Source organism: Actinomycetes bacterium (genome assembly GCA_036000965.1).
In the GTDB taxonomy this organism is placed as follows: domain Bacteria; phylum Actinomycetota; class CALGFH01; order CALGFH01; family CALGFH01; genus DASYUT01.
Map to the genome: position 1 here is coordinate 24,104 of DASYUT010000152.1, position 17,152 is coordinate 41,255.

A 17,152-nucleotide genomic window follows, 5' to 3' on the forward strand; every position below is an offset into this window, starting at 1 on the left:
CGCCTCAGCGCACGGGTAACTCGACAGTACCGATCCGGTCGAAGCTGGCGAGGACGACATCGCCTGGTGCAACCGCCACAGCCTCGGTCAGCGCGCCCGAGAGCACGATGTCGCCCGCGGTGAGGCCACGGCCGCGGCGCGCCAGCGCGCGAACCAGCCAGGCGACGGCGCCCGCCGGGTGGCCGAGTGCGGCCGCACCGGCGGCGGTCGCGACCAGCCTGCCGTTGACCTCGAGCAGGCAGCCGACGAGCCGTAGGTCCAGGCGGTCGGCGGGATGGCGCACCCCGGCGAGGACCAGGCGCGCGGCCGAGGCGTTGTCGGCGACGACGTCGGCCAGGGTGAACGCGTAGCCGGCGTAGCGCGAGTCGAGCACGTCCAGCGCCGGGGTCACCGCCGCGGTCGCCGCCAGGACCTGCGCCGCCCCGACCCGCTCGCCGGCCAGATCGGCGCCGATGAGGAAGGCGATCTCTGGCTCGACCCGCGGCTGGAGGTGCTCGGCGGCGACCAGCGGCTCGCCGACGTCCAGCAGCATCGCGTCGGTCAGCTCTCCGTACAGCGGCTCGTCGACGTGCATCTGCCGCTGCTTCGCCCGACTCGTCAGGCCGAGCTTGTAGCCGATCAGGCGCTCGCCCGCGTCGGTCAGGAGCCGGACGCCGGCCTCCTGCACGCCGTACGCGGCGTCGAGGTCCAGGCCCGGGTGGTCGACGGTGAGGCCCTGACCCGCCACGCGCTCCAGCCGGCACGTGGCGAGACGCTGGGCCAGCGCCGCGACGTCCACGGGAGGCGGGCTCACGTGCGCACCTCTTGATCCACCCGGGCGCCCCCTCGGGGTTCCCTGGACCCCTCCGCCACGGACGGTTCGGCGAGCCCGCGGGCCAGCTCGAGCGCGACGTCGAGGATCATGTCCTCCTGGCCGCCGACGACCTTGCGCCGCCCCAGCTCGAGCAGGATGTCGCCGACGTCGACGCCGAAGCGCTCCGCCGCCCGCTGCGCGTGCAGCAGGAACGAGCCGTAGACGCCGGCGTAGCCGAGCAGCAGCCCGGCCCGGTCGATCACGCCCATCGCCGGGCGCAGCGGCCGCACCAGGTCCTCGGCCACGTCGAGCACGCGCAGCGGGTCGACCCCGGTGTCCAGGCCGAGCTTGTCGCAGGCGGCCACCAGCACCTCGGTCGGGCAGTTGCCCGCGCCCGCGCCGAGCCCGGCCGCGCACCCGTCGAGCTGGGCGGCGCCGACGTCGAGCGCGGCGAGCGAGTTCGCCACGGCGAGCGAGAGGTTGTTGTGGGCGTGGTGGCCCACCTGGCAGCCGAGCCTCTCGGCGAGCAGGCCGACGCGGGCACGCGCGTCCGCGGTGGTCATCGCGCCCGCCGAGTCGACCACGTAGACGCAGTCCGCGCCGTAGGACGCCATCAGCCGGGCCTGCCCCAGCAGCTGCTCCGGCTCGATCATGTGGCTCATCATGAGGAACCCGACCGCCTCCATGCCGAGCCGCTTCGCCAGGCGGATGTGCTGCTCGGCGATGTCCGCCTCGGTGCAGTGGGTCGCGATCCTGGCCACCTGCGCGCCGCGCTCGCGCGCCTCACGCAGGTCGTCGGCCACCCCGATGCCCGGTAGCAGCAGCACGGCGATGCGCGCCCGCCTCGCCGCAGCCACGGCGGCGGAGATCAGGTCGCGCTCGTCGATCTTGGAGAAGCCGTAGTTGAATGACGAGCCGCCCAGCCCGTCGCCGTGGCTGACCTCGATGACCGGCACGCCGGCCGCGTCGAGGCCGCGCACGATCGAGGCGACCTGCTCGGGGGTGAACTGGTGCGACAGCGCGTGCGACCCGTCGCGCAGGGTGGAGTCGGTCAGCCGGAACGCGGTCATGCCGGCACCCCCGCCCGCGCCTCCGCCCGCGACTCGGCGACCCTGACCGCCGCCGCCGTCATGATGTCGAGGTTGCCGGCGTACGGCGGCAGGTAGTCGCCCGCACCCTCCACCTCCAGCAGCACCGCGACCCGGGCCGGCGCCGTCCCGCCGGGAGTTCGGTACGGTCCCTCCTCGAAGACCGGCGCGCTCTTCAGCCGGTAGCCGGGGACATAGCTGGCGACGCGGGCGACCATCCGCTCGATCGACGCGGCGACCGCCCCCTGGTCGCAGCCCTCGGGCAGGGCACAGAACACCGTGTTGCGCATGAGGATCGGCGGCTCGGCCGGGTTGAGGACGATGATCGCCTTGCCGCGCCGCGCGCCGCCGACCTCCTCGAGGCTCCGGGCCGTGGTTCGGGTGAACTCGTCGATGTTCTGGCGGGTGCCTGGGCCGGCCGAGCGGGAGGACACCGTCGACACGATCTCCGCGTACGGCACCGCGCAGGCCTGGCTGACCGCCGCGACGATCGGCACGGTCGCCTGGCCGCCGCAGGTGATCAGGTTGACCTCGGGCGCGTCCACGTGATGGAGCAGGTTGACGCTCGGCACGACCGCCGGCCCGAGCTTGGCCGGGGTCAGGTCGACCGCCGCGACGCCCGCCGCGCGCAGCCGCGGCGCGTGCCGCACGTGCACCCGCGCGCTGGTCGCCTCGAAGGCCAGGTCGATCTCGTCCGCGTGCGCCGTCACCCAGTCGATCCCCTCGGCGGTGGCGTCGACTCCCAGCGCCCGTGCTCTCGCGAGCCCGTCGGAGTCCGGGTCGATGCCGACGAGGGCGCGCAGGCGCAGCGTCGGGGAGCGCAGCAGCTTGTGCATGAGGTCGGTCCCGATGTTCCCGGACCCGATGACGACGCAGGACAGCGTCACGGTTCAGCTCCCTTCTCGCACGGCGACGACCCAGACCGGACCGAGCCGGTCGAACTCGGCCCGGAACACGTCGCCCTCGCCGAGCGGGACGGCGGCGTGCAGGGCGCCGGTCATCACCACGTGCCCGGCCGCCAGGGTCGCCCCGAGCGGGTGCAGCGTGTTGGCGAGCCAGGCGACGGCGTGCAGCGGGTCGCCCAGCGCCGCCGCGCCAGCGCCGGTGGCGACCAGCTCGCCGTTGCGGGTGAACACCATGCCGATCAGGCGAGGGTCCAGGCCCTGCAGCGGCACCAGCCGGCTGGACAGCGCGATGGCGCCGCTGGAGGCGAGGTCGGCGACGGTGTCGGCGAGCCGGATGCGCCAGTTCTCCACCCGCGAGTCGACGATCTCGATCGCCGCGACCGCGCCGGCCGCCGCCCGGCGTGCGTCCAGTGCCGTGCATCGCGGCCCGGACAAGGGCTCGCGCAGGACGATCGCGATCTCCGCCTCGACCTTCGGCTGGATCAGCCGGCCGACGTCGATCCGCACCCCGGCGGGACGGACGTGCGCGGCGAGCACGGGTCCGTAGTCCGGCTGGTCGACGCCGAGCAGCTCCTGCATGGGACGGCTGGTCAGGCCGAGCTTGTAGCCGACCACCTCGCCCTCCCCGTCGGCCTGCAGCAGCCCGACCAGATGCTGCTGGACCGCGTAGGCGTCGGCCGCGGTCATGTCCGGCCAGGCGTCGGTCAGCGGCGGGATCGCGACCCGGTCGCGCCGCGCCCGGTGCAGCGCCCGGGCCAGTTCCTCGACGGCGGTCACGAGGCACCTCCCGCGACGGCGTCGGGCCGGTAGCCGAGCCGCGCGGAGATGGCGTCGGCGGCCTGGACCACGGAGGAGCAGAAGAACCGGCGCAGCGACTCGCCGTCCAGCCGCAGGACCGGCCCGGCGACGCTCACCGAGGCGATCACCTCGCCGCGGGCGTTGCGGATGGGTGCCGCGACGCTGGCCACGCCGACCTCGCTCTCGCTGATGTTGGTCGCCCAGCCGCGGGCGCGCACGCGCTCCAGCTCCTCCCGCAGCTTCGGGCACTGCCAGATCGTGTAGGCGGTCCTGCGCTCCGGCCGCCAGCCCCTGAGCAGCGCCTCGCGCCGGTCCTCGGGCAGGTGGGCGAGCAGCACCTTGCCGTTGCTGGTGCAGTGCGCCGAGTTGCGGTGCCCGATCCTGCCGAACAGGCGCAGGGTGTGGGGGCTCTCCAGGCGCTCGACGTAGACCACCTCGCGGCTGTCGAGCACGGCGATCTGGACTGTCTCCTTGGTCGCGTTGCGCAGCGCCTCGAGGATCGGCGTCGCGGCGTCGTGGAGCACGCGGTGCACCGACACGCGCGCGCCGAGCTCGTAGATGACCAGACCCAGCCGGTAGGTCCCACGGGCGGGGTCGTGCTCCAGGATGCGCTCGTCGGTGAGCGTCGCGAGCAACCGGTGCACGGTCGACTTGCCCAACCCGAGCCGGCGGGACAGCTCGCTCACGCCCAGCTCCCGCTCGCCGGAGCCGAACTCCTTGAGCAGCCGCGCCGCGTTCTGGACCGACGACAGCCTGGACCCGTCGCGCCCGCCCGGCGCAGTCTTCGTCGCTCCTTCGCGCCCGCCCGGCGCAGTCATCGTCGCTCCTTCCCGCCCAGCGCGTGCAGCAGCGCCGCCCGCAGCGTCCCGGGCTCGACGGCGGCCGCCTCGACCGCCTTGTCGCCCGGGGCGATGGCGCGGGCCAACAGCGCCTGCGCCCGGACCAGACCGGCGATCGTCGCCCCGGCCAGCTCGTCCACCAGCTCCTCGCGGCCGGGCGCCTGGGCGCGGATCGCCTCGAGCTCGCGCGCGGCGGTCGCGTGGGCGTTGGCCAGCCCGGCGCCGGCGTGGGTCGCGTGGTGGGGCGTGAGCTGCGAGCCGGGCTGCACGACCAGGTGGTAGAGGTAGGTCCGCAGCCCGAGGATGCGTCGCACCTCCGCCGGCGCGGCCCCGGCCGACTCGTCGACCAGGCCGAGCGGCGGCAGCACGACCGGGTCGAAGAAGCGCAGGTCCCAGGCCAGCCCCTCGGCCTCGCCGCTGACCTCGACCTCCTGCCCGACGGGCGCCGGCAGCTCCTCCGACGTGGCCAGCACGTGCAGGTTGCGCGCCCCGGCCGCGGCCACGGTCAGCCGCCCCGCGCGCAGCAGGGGAAGCCGCGCCCGCTCGGCGGGCGGCAGGAGCCGGGCCTGGGCGAGGTAGGCCTCGTGCACCGCGGCCACGAAGTCCGCCATCGCCTGGCGCATCTGCTCCGGGCTTCCGGGTTGCGGTCGCGTGTCCGTCATGGTCCGCCGACCATACCTCCCGTTCCTCCATGCGGGAAGGTGTTCTTTCCCGCGGAGCGGGACGGTCGTAACGTCGGCGCCACACAGACGCCACGGCCCCGTCCGTCACACCAGACACAGACGCCACGGCCCCGTCCGGTCACACCAGACACAGACGCCACGGCCCCGTCCGGTCACACCATCGGAGCGCACATGGGCATCCTTCGACTCTCCCACGTGGACGTGCGCGTCCCCGACCTCGACCTCGCCACCGCGTACTACACCGAGGTGCTCGGGCTGCTGGAGGTCGAGCGCACCGCCGGCGAGGTCTTCCTCAAATGCTGGGACGAGACCGACCACCACTCGCTCAGGCTCAGCTACGCGCCGCGTGTGGGCCTGGATCTGATCAGCTTCAAGGTCGAGCGGGACGAGGACCTCGCCTCCCTGGAGTCGCGGGTCGAGGCCTACGGCTTCCCGGTGCGCCGGATCTCGCGCGGCGAGGCGGTCGGCCAGGGCGAGTCGATCCGCTTCGAGACGCCCTCCGGGCAGCTCATGGAGCTGGTGCGCGAGGTCGAGAAGGTTGGCGGGCTGCTGCCGAAGGTGAACCCGCCGCCGTTCCCGCCCCAGGGCCTGCGCGGCATCGCCCCGCCCCGCATCGACCACGTCCTGGTCACCGCGGAGGAGGTGGGCGAGGCCACCCGGTTCTACATGGACCTGCTCGGGTTCCGGCTCACCGAGCAGCTGCTCGACGGCAACGGCCACCAGATCGGCGTCTGGCTGGAACGCTCGCACTCCCCCCACGACCTGGCCGTCGTCACCGGAGCCAACGGCGGGCTGCACCACTTCGCCTTCTGGCTCGACGACTGGGACCACGTGCGCAAGGCGGCCGACATCCTCGCCTACAACGGCGTGCAGATCGACGTCGGCCCGACCCGCCACGGGATCACCCGCGGCAACACCATCTACTTCTTCGACCCGCTCGGGACGCGCAACGAGGTCTTCACCGGCGGCTACCGCCCAGACCCGGACTTCCCGACGATCACCTGGACCGAGGACAACATCGGGCGCGCGATCTTCTACTACGAGGGCGAGCTCAGCGAGCGCTTCATGAAGGTGCACACGTAGGAGGGAGCATGGGCGTCCTGCGCCTGTCGCACGTGGAGGTCCGGGTCCCCGACCTCGAGCTGGCTACGGCCTACTACACCGAGGTGCTCGGCCTGCTCGAGACCGGGCGAGAGGCGGAGCGGGTCTTCCTCAAGTGCTGGGACGAGCACGAGCACCACTCGGTGATGCTGCGCTACGCCCCGACCTACGGCCTGGAGCACATGGGCTTCAAGGTCGAAGACGCCGACGACCTCGAGGAGTGTGAGCGGGTGGTCGAGAAGTACGGCGGCCAGGTGACCCGCCACGCCCGCGGCGAGCTCGCCCCGGGGCACGGCGAGGCGATCCGCTTCGACACGCCCACCGGCCACCGCTGCGAGCTGGTGCACGGCATGGAGAAGGTGGGCAACCTGCTGCCCCGCACCAACCCGCCGCCGCGGCCCCTCGGCCTGGTCGGGATCGCGCCGCCGCGGCTGGACCACATCTTCGTCACCGCCGAGGACGTCGAGGAGGGCACACGGTTCTTCAAGCTGCTCGGCTTCCGGCTGACCGAGCAGATCCTCGCCGACGACGGGCACCAGCTGGCGACCTGGCTGGAGGTGTCCCACACCCCGCACGACATCGCGCTGGTGACCGGCCCCAACGGCGGGCTGCACCATTTCGCCTTCTGGCTGGACGACTGGAACGACGTGCGCTCCGCGGCGGACACGCTCGCCTACCATGGGGTGCCGATCGACGTCGGCCCCACCCGCCACGGCGCGACGCGCGGCTTCACCGTGTACTTCTTCGACCCGGCCGGCAACCGCAACGAGATGTTCACCGGCGGCTACTGGGTCGACCCCGACCACGAGCCGGTCACCTGGACCGAGGCCGAGATGGGCCGCGCGATCTTCTACTACGAGGGTGCCGTCAACCAGCGCTTCTTCACCGTGCACAGCTAGAGGGGACGACATGGCCTCCGACGACCCGCCCGCCCGCCCGGCGTTCCCCAGGACCGAGCGGCAGGACCCGCCGCTGTACCTCGCCCGCTACCTGGAGCGGCAGGCGCGCGGGAGCGGGGAGGGGGACGGGGACGACGACCCGGCGACCCCGCTGTACCTGCGCCGGTTCCGGGAGCGGCGGGCGCGCCCGGACGCCCTGCAGGCGCCGCCGCCGGTCATGGAGGGCGAGCCGCCCGGCGTGACCCGCTCGTGGGCGGACATCACCCGGACCAAGGAGATCGTCCCGCCGGCACCCGCGGACACCGTGCGGGTCGCGGCGCAGATCCACCTCATCCGGCACGGGGAGACGCAGGGCTACTCCACCGAGAGCGGGCTGACGCCGCTGGGCGGCTGGCAGGCGCACCGGCGCGGCTTCGACCTGTCCAAGGGGATCCGCGACGGCGAGCAGGTGCGGATCGTGTGCGCCGACACCAACCGCGCGCGCCAGACCGCCGAGCACCTTCACCGCGGCCTGCTCGACGGGCTGGACCTGTGGCGGCGCGACGCCAAGGTCGGCGAGCCCCAGCCGATGGCGGAGTTCCGCAACTTCCAGGTCGCCACCCCGGAAGGCCTGCGCGACGTCACCAGCGCCTTCCGGATCTACCAGGCGGTGATGGAGCGTTACGAGCGGGTCGCGCTCGGTGACCGCCCGATGTGGCTGGTCGAGCTGGACCGCTTCTGGAACGTGCAGCAGGGCGGCGCGGACCCCATCTACCACTGGCTGACGGTCCCGATGCTGCACTTCGAGCCGCCGGCGAGCTGCGTGCGCCGCTTCTGGGCCGGGTTCGGCCGCCTGGTCGACGAGGCGCCGGGCGCCCGCATCCTGTGCGCCACCCACTCCGGGCCGATCCGGGCGTTCGCCACCTGGGCGCTGGGCTACGACCCCGGCGAGCCCTACAACACCGAGGAAGTGCTGGTGAAGCTGAAGGAGGGCGGCCAGGAGGCGCTCGTCGCCTGCCGCAACCGGGTCCAGGAGGTCCACGTCCCGCCGCTGGCCGACCTGCCCGACTGGTGGCAGGGCATCGTCCTCGCCGGGAGGGAGTCGCCATGACCTTCGTCGTCTGGCTGCACGAGTACGACCCGGCGCAGCGGCCGCTCCTCGGCGGCAAGAACGCGAGCCTCGCCGAGCTGCTCTCCGCCGGGCTGCCCGTGCCGCCGGGCTTCGCCGTGACCGTCGGCGCCTACCACACGCTGCGCGACCACGCCGACCTGCGGCGGGAGGTCGGGCGGCTGCTCGCCGAGATGGACCTGGGCGACGCGGCCGGCCTCGAGCAGCTCAGCGCCACGATCCGCGGGCGCCTCGAGCAGGTCCCCATGCACGACGGCGTCGCGCGGGCGGTGCGCTCGGCCTACGAGGCGCTGTGCGAGCGCTGCCAGCTCGAGGCCGTGCCCGTGGCGGTCCGCTCCTCGGCCACCTCCGAGGACCTGCCGGACGCGAGCTTCGCGGGCGAGCACGACACCTACCTGTGGGTCCGCGGCGCCGCCGACGTCTTGCGCCAGGTGACCCGCTGCTGGTCGAGCCTGTTCACCGCAAGGGCCATCTCCTACCGGCGGGAGATGGGACACGACCACGACGTCGTCTCGATGTCGGTCGGGGTGCAGAAGATGGTCCACCCGCGAGCGTCCGGGGTGGCGTTCACCCTCAACCCGAGCGACGGCGACCGCTCCCAGGTCGCCGTCGAGTCGGCATGGGGGTTCGGTGAGGGCGTCGTGTCGGGCGAGGTGACGCCCGACAGCTTCCTGGTCGACAAGGTGCTGGGGACGATCGCGCGGCGCACGGTCTCCGACAAGGCATTCGAGTACCGCCTCACCGACGGCGACACGGTCGGGCGGGTGGCCGTGGAGGAGGCCAGGCGCACGGCCCCGAGCCTCACCGACGATGAGGTCTGCGCCGTCGCGCGCCTGGCCCGCCGGGCCGAGAAGCACTACGGCTGCGCGCAGGACGTCGAGTGGGCCGTGGACCGCGACCTGCCGGCGGGGGACAACGTGATCCTGCTGCAGGCCCGTCCCGAGACGGTCTGGAGCAGGCGGGAGCCGACCCCGGTGGCCGTGCCGGGGACCGACTTCATGTCCAGCATCGTCAGGACGCTGCTGTCGCCGCTGCACGCGCGCCCCACCCAGGAGCGGCCACCCTAAGGCGGCGCCGAGCCTCTCGCCACCAGCCTGCACGGAAAGGACACTGGCATGGCCGACAGGTTTCCCAGTCCCTTCGACATCGAGACCCCACCGGGTGCCGAGGGATGGCAGGAGCTGTACACCTACTCCCTGCCGTTCAGCGAGGACCGCCGCGAGTACGAGGACTCGATGTTCTGGTTCCAGGACGGCGTCCACTGGCCGGAGGCGCTGACGCCGTGGGATGCCACGTTCCTGGAGTACGCGCTCGCGTCGCTGTCGCAGTACAACACCCGCCACTACCTGATCCCGCCGGCGCTCGGCGTGGACTACCGGGTGCTCAACGGCTACACCTACCTGTCCCCGGTGGGTGTCGCGGACCCGGCGGAGGTCGAGGCGAGGGTTCCGCACTTCCTCGAGCGCGCCGGCTTCTACTTCCAGAACTGGGACACGCTGTACGAGCAGTGGATGACGAAGATCCGCGGGCTCATCGGCGAGATGGAGACGCTGCGCTTCGAGCCGCTGCCGGCCATGGAGGACCTCGCGGTCGTCACCGAGGGCCGCGGCGTCGGCTCGGGCTTCGAGATCCAGCGGAGCTACCACAAGCTGCTGGACCTGGCGCTGCAGCTGTGGCAGTACCACTTCGAGTTCCTCAACCTGGGCTACGCCGCCTACCTCGACTTCTTCGGCTTCTGCAAGCAGGTCTTCCCGAGCATCCCCGACCTGGCGATCGCCAAGATGGTCGCCGGCGTCGAGGTGGACCTGTTCAAGCCCGACGAGGAGCTGAAGAAGCTCGCCCGCCTGGCGGTCGAATCGGGCGTCGGCGACGCGTTCGGCGCGACCCCGCCCACGACGGTCATCGAGGCGCTGCGGGCCAGCGACGCTGGCCGGGCGTGGCTGGCGGAGTGGGAGGCGTCCGCGCAGCCGTGGTTCAACTTCTCCGCGGGCAGCGGCTTCTACCACACCGACGAGATCTGGCTCGAGCACCTGGAGATCCCGTTCGGGTTCGTGCGCGACTACATCGCCAAGCTCCGCTCCGGCGTGGACATCAGCCGGCCGATCGAAGCGATCCGCGCCGAGCGCGACCGCATCGTGGCCGAGTACGGCGAGCTGCTCGCGACCGACGAGGACCGGGCCGCGTTCGAGCAGAAGCTCGGGCTCGCGCGGGTGGTGTTCCCGTACGTGGAGAACCACAACTTCTACGTCGAGCACTGGAGCCACTCCGTGCTGTGGCGCAAGATGCGCCAGCTCGGCGGCGTGTTTGTCAAGGAAGGGTTCTTCGGCGACGAGAACGACGTGTTCTACCTCAAGCGCGACGAGGTCCCAGAGGCGCTGTGGGACATGTACAGCGCGTGGGCGGTCGGGGTGCAGCCGCGCGGCCCGAAGTACTGGGGGCGCGAGCTCGAACGGCGCAAGCGCATCCTCACCGCGCTCAGGAACTGGTCGCCGCCGCCGGCACTCGGCGAGCCGCCCGAGGTGGTCACCGAACCGTTCACGATCATGCTGTGGGGCATCACCGGCGAGAGCGTCAAGCAGTGGCTGGGCGCCTCGGGGACCGACGGCGGCCTCAAGGGCTTCGCGGCCTCGCCGGGTGTCGCCGAAGGGGAGGCCCGGGTCATCTTCTCGGCCGACCAGATCGGCGAGGTGCGGGAAGGCGAGATCCTGGTGGCCCCGCTGACCGCGCCGAGCTGGGCGCCGATCTTCGGCAAGATCCGGGCGACCGTCACCGACGTCGGCGGCATGATGGCCCACGCCGCGATCGTGTGTCGAGAGTACGGGCTGCCGGCCGTCACCGGCACGGCCTTCGGCACCAAGACCATCAAGACCGGCCAGCGCATCCGCGTGGACGGCAACGCCGGCACGGTCACCCTCCTGGACTGAAGGAGATCCACCATGCTCACGGCCGACCAGAACGCCGAGCTGACCCGCGTGGGTCCCGGGACGCCGATGGGTGAGGTCCTGCGGCGCTACTGGTACCCGGTGGCGTTCACCCGCCAGCTCGACGAGTTCCCGGTCAGGCGGGTCCGCCTGCTCGGCGAGAACTGGACGGTATACCGCACCCCTGGCGGCGCGTACGGCGTGGTGGAGGAGCACTGTCCCCACCGGCGGGCCTCGCTCGGGTACGGCGTCGTCGAGGCCGACGGCATCCGCTGCGGCTACCACGGATGGCTGTTCGGCCTCGACGGCACCTGCCTCGACCAGCCGGCGGAGATGGACAAGACCTCGTTCAGGGACCGGGTCAAGGCCAGGGCGGGCGAGGCGCAGGAGCTCGGCGGCATGGTCTGGGTCTACGTCGGCCCGCAGCCGGCCCCCTTGCTGCCGCGCTACGACGTCTACCTCATGGACGGCCTGCGTGACGCCGGCCACGCGACCCTGCCCTGCAACTGGCTGCAGACCATGGAGAACGCGGTCGACCCACACCACGTCGAGTGGCTGCACGGCCGCTATTTCGACTTCCTCGGCAAGACGCTCGGCTTCGAGGCCCCGAAGTCCTTCCAGCGCCGGCACGTGAAGGTGGCCTTCGACGAGTTCGAGCACGGCATCATCAAGCGCCGGCTGCTCGAGGGCCATACCGAGCAGGACGACGACTGGGCGATCGGGCACCCGCTGGTCTTCCCGTACTGCATGCGGGTCGGCGGCGCCGGGATCGACCAGATGCAGATCCGCGTGCCGGTCGACGACACGGTCACCTGGTTCGTGCTCTACACGGTCCACCACCCCGACGGCGGCAGCTGGGAGCCGCAGGCGGCGATGGTGGACTACGAGCTGCCCTGGCTCGACGAGCGCGGCAACCACATCGTCGACTACGTCGAGGGGCAGGACATCATGGCCTGGGTGACCCAGGGGGCGATCACCGACCGGACGGTGGAGCACCTCGGGAAGTCCGACGTGGGCGTCGCGCTGATGCGCAAGATGTACAAGCAACAGCTCGTCGCGGTGGCCGAGGGCCGCGACCCGATCGCCGTCGTGCGCGACCCGGCCGCCAACGAGCGCATCGACCTGCCGTGCGAGAAGAACAAGTTCGGCGCGGGCAGCGAGTTCGCCATCCAGTGGATCAACCAGGGCTTCTCCCGCTACTCGCCACAGCTCAAGGAGCTGCTGCGCCTGCACGTCGACGCGGCCGCCGCCCGCACCGAGGCGCCAGCCGGTGCCTGAGGAGTGGGCCGCGGCCACCGCCTGGTTCGCCCCCGACGCCGAGCGCCACCTGCTCGACGCGCCCAGGCACTGCCCCCGCTGCGGCGCGCCGATCTCCGGCCGCGGCGGGCTGGTGGTGGAGTACTGGGCCGCCGAGGACCGCGTCTTCTACTGCTGGTGCGGTTCGTGCGACTGGACGGGGACCGTCGTCCAGGTCGAGCGGCACGTCGGGCACGAGGCGGCCGGGTAGCGCCGGTGTGGGGCGGCGAGGTCGAGGCGCCCGCGGCGGGTGTCGGTGTCCGTGCGGCGGGCGGGGCCCGGATGAGGGCGCTCGTGCTCGACTTCGGCGGGCCGGTGCTGCGGACACCATTCGAGCTGCTGCGGGCGACCGAGCGCCGGCTCGGGCTGCCGCCGCGGACCTTCGACTGGCGGGGCCCGTTCGATCCTGGCGCCGATCCGCTGTGGCGGAGCCTGGCGGCCGGCGCAGTCAGCGAGCCGGAGTACTGGACCGCCCGCGCCGCGGAGTTCGGCGCCGTGACCGGTGTGTCGGGGGTGCCGGCCATGATGCGGCAGGTCTATTCGGGCCCTGAGGACGAGATCGTGCGACCGGAGGCGACCGCGGCCATCCGCTCGGCCCGGGCGCGAGGTGTCCGGGTCGGCGTCCTGAGCAACGACCTGACGCTGTTCCACGACCCCGACTGGATCGACGGCGTTCGCGTGCTGTCGCAGCTGGACGCACTGGTGGACGCGGCGACCGTCGGCGTCCGGAAGCCTGAGCCGGCGGCCTACCGGACGGTTCTCGAGGCGCTCGCCGTGACCGCGCCGGATGCGGTGTTCGTCGACGACCAACCAGTCAACGTGGACGGCGCACGCGCCGCCGGCATGCGCGCCGTGCTGTTCGACCCGACTCGCCCCGCCGAGTCCTACGCCCGCGCCCTCGCACTGCTCGACGGCAGCCACGACAACGCCTCAGGTTGAGGCCATGAAGGTCGGCCGACCCAGGGCGCGGCAGGACCTAGGGCGCGGCAGTAGGTAGGTCACCGGGGCCGATCACCTCCGGCGCTGGGTAGACGACCGGCGGGAGGGCGGGCCAGACTTGCCCTGCCATGAACGTCACGTCGTTTGCGCTCGCCCTGCCCGACGGCCGGTCGCTCGAGGTCAGCGTCTCGGGTCCAGACGAGGGGACGCCGCTGGTGGTCCACCACGGTACGCCGTCGGCGCGGACCCAGTTTCCGCCCTTCGCGAAGGCCACGGCGGTGCGGGAGTTGCGGCTGGTCTCCTACTCACGGCCCGGGTACGGCGGCTCGGCACGGCAGCCGGGTCGTGCGATCGCCGACTGCGCCGCCGACACTCTCGCGATCATCCAACAGCTCGGCGCGAGCCGGTTCTACACAGCCGGCTGGTCGGGCGGCGGTCCGCATGCGCTCGCCTGCGCCGCGCTCCTGCCCGACCGGGTGCTTTCGTGCGCCACGATCGCCGGCGTCGGGCCGTTCGGCGCCGCCGGGCTCGATTTCCTTGAGGGGATGGGCCGGGAGAACCACGAGGAGTTCGGCGCGGCGCTGGCCGGCCCGTCGGAGCTGCAGGCCTATCTGGAGCGCGAAGCCCGGGCGTTCGCGGGACTGACCGGGGAGCAGGTGGCTGCGGCGCTTGGCGACCTGGTCTCGCCAGTCGACGTCACGGCGCTCACCGGCGATTTCGCTGCGTACGTGGCGGCGTCGTTCCGGCAAGCCGTGTCGAACGGCATTTGGGGCTGGTTCGATGACGACCTGGCGTTTACGCGGTCGTGGGGCTTCGGGCTGGACGATATCCGCGTGCCGGTGGTGGTGTGGCAGGGCGGTCAGGATCGGATGGTGCCGTTCGCACATGGCCGGTGGCTCGCAGCCCACGTGCCGGGCGCGCGGCCGAGGCTCCTTGCCGAGGAAGGACATCTTTCGATCGCGGTCGCCTCATTCGGCGAGATCGTGGACGACCTTCTCGCAAGCGGTCCGCCGGTCGGCAGGTGAGCACCCCGGACAGGCAGAGCGTCAGGGGCCTGGAGCCCGGGAACAAGCCGCTCCACCTGGCTGCTGGGGTCAGTCGTGCGAGGCGTCCGGCTGCGGCTGCGCGGCCAGCCAAGCGACCAGCTCGGCTGCGGGCATCGGCCGGGCGAGGTAGTAGCCTTGCACGGTGTCACAGCCGAGGGTGGCCAGCTCCTGCCAGGTCGCCTCGTCCTCGACACCCTCGGCGACCACCCGTAGGCCCAGGTTGTGGCCGAGATCCACCGTCGAGCGGACGATCACCGCGTCGCTCTGGCTGTGGCGCAGGTGCGTTACGAACGAGCGGTCGACCTTCAATTCGTGCACCGGGAGGCTCTTGAGGTAGGCCATCGAGGAGTAGCCGGTGCCGAAGTCGTCGATCGCCAGCTGCACGCCCAGCGTGTGCAGGCGGTTGAGGATCTCCAGCGCCCGGGTCGGGTCGGTCATGATCGCGCTCTCGGTGATCTCCAGCACCAGGCGTTCGGGGGCGACCGCGGTGTCCTCAAGCAGCCGGGCGATCTGGTCGGGCAGGGTGAGGTCGAGGAGGCAGCGGACGGACAGGTTGACCGCCACTGAGAGCTCGCGGCCGGCGTCCAGCCAGGCGCGGCACTGGCGCAGGGCGGCGTCGAGCACAAAGGAGGTGAGCGGGCGGATCAGCCCGGTTGTCTCGGCGAGCGGGATGAACTCGCCCGGGCCGAGCAGGCCGTGCTCGGGGTGCTGCCAGCGCACCAGCGCCTCGACGCCGAGGATCCGCGCGGAGCGTACATCGGCCTTGGGCTGGTAGTGCACCACCAGCTCGCCGGCCGCGAGCGCGCGGCGGAGCTGGCCGAGCAGGCCGAGCCGCCGCGGACTGTGCTGGTCGAGGGTGGGGTCGTAGACCGTGTATCCGGCGTGGGCGGCCTTGGCGGCGTACATCGCCACGTCGGCGCGCTGCAGCAGCTCGTCAGCGTCGGTGGCGTGGTCGGGGTAGGTCGCCACGCCGATGCTGGCGTCGATATCCAAGGTCAGCCCGCCGACCGTGAACGGCGCCTCGATCGCCGCGCTGAGCTTGTCGGCAACGGCAGTCGCGTCTTGGACGCTGGCGATCTGCGGCAGCAGCACGGCGAACTCGTCGCCGCCGAGGCGCGCGACCGTGTCGCTGTCGCGCGTGGTGCCGTGCAGGCGTTCGGCGACCTGTTGCAGGAGCAGGTCACCGTGGTGGTGGCCGAGGGTGTCGTTCACCTCCTTGAAGCGGTCCAGGTCAACCAGCAGCAGCGCGGCGGTCAGACCCTGCCGGCCGGCGAGACGCAGCGCCTGCTGGGTGCGGTCGTGGAGGAGGGTGCGGTTGGGCAGGCCGGTGAGCTGATCGGAGAACGCATGGCGGGTGAGGGCGCGCTCGAGCTGCTTGCGCTCGCTCACGTCGCGCAGGGTGAGCAGCACCCCGCGCACGGCCTCGTCGCCGAGCAGGTTGCGGCCTAGACCCTCGACATCACGCCAGGTGCCGTCCGGCCGGCGCAGGCGGAACTCGACCACCTCCTCGCAGCCCGCAGTGCCGAGCAGTTGCTGCAGCTTGGCGGTGAGGTGGCTGGCGTCGTGGGGGTGGACGTGGCGCTGGACGAACGCCGCCATCGGATGCCCGTGTAGCTCGTCGGCGGGCAGGTGCAGCACTCGCGCGGCCGACGAGCTGACGTAGGCGACCTCGCCGGCTGCGCCGAGCACGATGGTGGTGTCAGAGGATCCGGCCAGCAGCGCGTGGAAGCGGCGCTCGTCGTGCTCGCGCAGCTGATCGCGACCGCCAGGCACCCGGCGCCGGTGTCCTGGCCGCGGCGGGCCTGCCGCCCGGCCGTCGCGGCGCCTTCCACCAACCGGTCGAAGTTCGCCCGCATCAGCTGGACCCGGCCGCCTTGCGGCACGTCGCCAGCGAAGGTCATCGACTGCTCGGCCTCGTCGACCGCCAGGACGGTGCGGACCAGCCCAGCCCCGCCGTCGTCGGCGCACAACGCCAGGGGGAACAGCAGCGCCGTGGCGGGCAGCCCGGCCGCACGGTCGCCCAGGTACCGTCTGTACAGCGCCAGCGCGGGCTCGCCGTCCAGTTCGTACAGCACGTTGCCGTCCGAGCGGGTCACCTGCCGCTCCACCCCGAAGCTGTCCCAGCCACCCCGCGAGCCATGCCCGACCTGGATCAGGTCGCCGTACAGGCCGACCGCCGAGACGACCCCGGCGGTCGGGCGGCCTTGGCACACTACCCACGTGGCCGCGAAGCGGTCGCCGTCGCCAGCGAGCCCGCCGCTGACCACCACACCGGCAGGCAGCACCTCCTTGACGCCGTTGAGCAGCTCGGTGCCGTTGACCCGCAGCCCGTCGGACAACACCAGCACCCCGCGCAGTCCCGGCGCGACCAGCGCCCCTGCCAGTTCACGGCCCGCCCGCCGCGAGTCGGTCGGGGCCGCGACGTCCACCTCAGCGCGCCGTAGGGTGGTGTGGGTGAAGCGGGCGACGGCCACGCTCATGCCGCCGTCTGCCACCCGCCGGTCCAGGATCTCCCCGGCGGTCGAGCAGCCGGCCAGCTGCGCCTGCGGCAGCGCCGCCGCGAGCTCGGCAAGCCGCGCCGCCGCCACCTCCTGCGGAGGCGACCCGAACGCCAACACCAGCGTCGAGGGTCCGTCGAGCTTGCCGGGCAACGGGGCTGACCAGCCGGTCGACGGCTCCCATGCAAGCAACCGGACGTCCATGCACGAGCTCCTCCAGCAGGGCCGGGCCCGGTCA

General features: G+C 72.5%; 16 protein-coding genes and 1 pseudogene. 9 read left to right on the forward strand and 8 right to left on the reverse strand.

The window, feature by feature from the left end; genetic code table 11:
• Positions 1 to 4: 4 nt before the first annotated feature.
• Genes VG276_13260 through VG276_13285 form a run of 6 tightly spaced genes read right to left on the reverse strand, consistent with a single transcriptional unit; the run spans position 5 to position 5,085 of the window.
• Positions 5 to 793 carry a fumarylacetoacetate hydrolase family protein gene (locus VG276_13260; GenBank protein HEV8650341.1) on the reverse strand — a complete coding sequence of 263 codons (789 nt, stop codon included), beginning with the start codon at positions 791 to 793 and terminating at the stop codon, positions 5 to 7.
• Positions 790 to 1,863 (reverse strand): 4-hydroxy-2-oxovalerate aldolase, encoded by a 1,074-nt coding sequence (gene dmpG / locus VG276_13265; GenBank protein HEV8650342.1) that lies wholly within the window; start codon positions 1,861 to 1,863, stop codon positions 790 to 792. Before dmpG ends, VG276_13260 begins: the two co-directional genes overlap by 4 nt.
• Positions 1,860 to 2,768, reverse strand: coding sequence for an acetaldehyde dehydrogenase (acetylating) (locus tag VG276_13270; GenBank protein ID HEV8650343.1), 909 nt, complete (start codon positions 2,766 to 2,768; stop codon positions 1,860 to 1,862). The genes dmpG and VG276_13270 overlap by 4 nt, the downstream gene beginning before the upstream one ends.
• 3 nt (positions 2,769 to 2,771) lie before the next feature.
• Complete coding sequence (locus VG276_13275) at positions 2,772 to 3,563, reverse strand: fumarylacetoacetate hydrolase family protein (protein HEV8650344.1); 792 nt, start codon at positions 3,561 to 3,563, stop codon at positions 2,772 to 2,774.
• A complete protein-coding gene (locus VG276_13280) occupies positions 3,560 to 4,402 on the reverse strand; it encodes an IclR family transcriptional regulator (GenBank protein HEV8650345.1) in 843 nt (280 codons plus the stop codon). Before VG276_13280 ends, VG276_13275 begins: the two co-directional genes overlap by 4 nt.
• Positions 4,399 to 5,085 (reverse strand): hypothetical protein, encoded by a 687-nt coding sequence (locus tag VG276_13285; GenBank protein ID HEV8650346.1) that lies wholly within the window; start codon positions 5,083 to 5,085, stop codon positions 4,399 to 4,401. Before VG276_13285 ends, VG276_13280 begins: the two co-directional genes overlap by 4 nt.
• A 192-nt stretch (positions 5,086 to 5,277) precedes the next feature.
• On the opposite strand from VG276_13285, the gene VG276_13290 reads away from it, so the two are divergent.
• The 9 genes from VG276_13290 to VG276_13330 all read left to right on the forward strand — a co-directional run bounded on the left by VG276_13290 (position 5,278) and on the right by VG276_13330 (position 14,395).
• Positions 5,278 to 6,189 (forward strand): catechol 2,3-dioxygenase, encoded by a 912-nt coding sequence (locus VG276_13290; protein ID HEV8650347.1) that lies wholly within the window; start codon positions 5,278 to 5,280, stop codon positions 6,187 to 6,189.
• 8 nt (positions 6,190 to 6,197) lie between these two features.
• Positions 6,198 to 7,106, forward strand: coding sequence for a catechol 2,3-dioxygenase (locus tag VG276_13295; protein ID HEV8650348.1), 909 nt, complete (start codon positions 6,198 to 6,200; stop codon positions 7,104 to 7,106).
• Between the two features lie 10 nt (positions 7,107 to 7,116).
• Positions 7,117 to 8,196: a histidine phosphatase family protein gene (locus VG276_13300; GenBank protein HEV8650349.1), complete on the forward strand. Its 1,080-nt coding sequence runs from the start codon at positions 7,117 to 7,119 to the stop codon at positions 8,194 to 8,196.
• Positions 8,193 to 9,281 (forward strand): PEP/pyruvate-binding domain-containing protein, encoded by a 1,089-nt coding sequence (locus VG276_13305; protein HEV8650350.1) that lies wholly within the window; start codon positions 8,193 to 8,195, stop codon positions 9,279 to 9,281. Before VG276_13300 ends, VG276_13305 begins: the two co-directional genes overlap by 4 nt.
• A 48-nt stretch (positions 9,282 to 9,329) precedes the next feature.
• Positions 9,330 to 11,138, forward strand: a complete 1,809-nt coding sequence (locus VG276_13310; protein HEV8650351.1) for a PEP-utilizing enzyme — start codon at positions 9,330 to 9,332, stop codon at positions 11,136 to 11,138.
• A 12-nt stretch (positions 11,139 to 11,150) separates the two neighbouring features.
• The gene (locus tag VG276_13315) at positions 11,151 to 12,413 is read left to right on the forward strand and encodes a Rieske 2Fe-2S domain-containing protein (GenBank protein ID HEV8650352.1); all 1,263 of its coding nucleotides are present in this window, start codon (positions 11,151 to 11,153) and stop codon (positions 12,411 to 12,413) included.
• Positions 12,406 to 12,642, forward strand: a complete 237-nt coding sequence (locus VG276_13320) for a hypothetical protein (GenBank protein HEV8650353.1) — start codon at positions 12,406 to 12,408, stop codon at positions 12,640 to 12,642. Before VG276_13315 ends, VG276_13320 begins: the two co-directional genes overlap by 8 nt.
• Positions 12,643 to 12,713: 71 nt before the next feature.
• Entirely contained in the window at positions 12,714 to 13,370 is a 657-nt protein-coding gene (locus VG276_13325; GenBank protein HEV8650354.1) for an HAD family phosphatase, read from the forward strand.
• A 128-nt stretch (positions 13,371 to 13,498) separates the two neighbouring features.
• Positions 13,499 to 14,395 (forward strand): alpha/beta fold hydrolase, encoded by an 897-nt coding sequence (locus VG276_13330; protein HEV8650355.1) that lies wholly within the window; start codon positions 13,499 to 13,501, stop codon positions 14,393 to 14,395.
• Between the two features lie 69 nt (positions 14,396 to 14,464).
• Here the strand turns inward: VG276_13330 and VG276_13335 are convergent, their stop codons facing one another.
• Together VG276_13335 and VG276_13340 are read right to left on the reverse strand one after the other, a co-directional pair.
• Positions 14,465 to 16,189 carry a bifunctional diguanylate cyclase/phosphodiesterase gene (locus tag VG276_13335; protein ID HEV8650356.1) on the reverse strand — a complete coding sequence of 575 codons (1,725 nt, stop codon included), beginning with the start codon at positions 16,187 to 16,189 and terminating at the stop codon, positions 14,465 to 14,467.
• Positions 16,171 to 17,118 (reverse strand): annotated as a pseudogene (locus VG276_13340) (FIST N-terminal domain-containing protein). Before VG276_13340 ends, VG276_13335 begins: the two are co-directional and overlap by 19 nt.
• Positions 17,119 to 17,152: the final 34 nt, after the last annotated feature.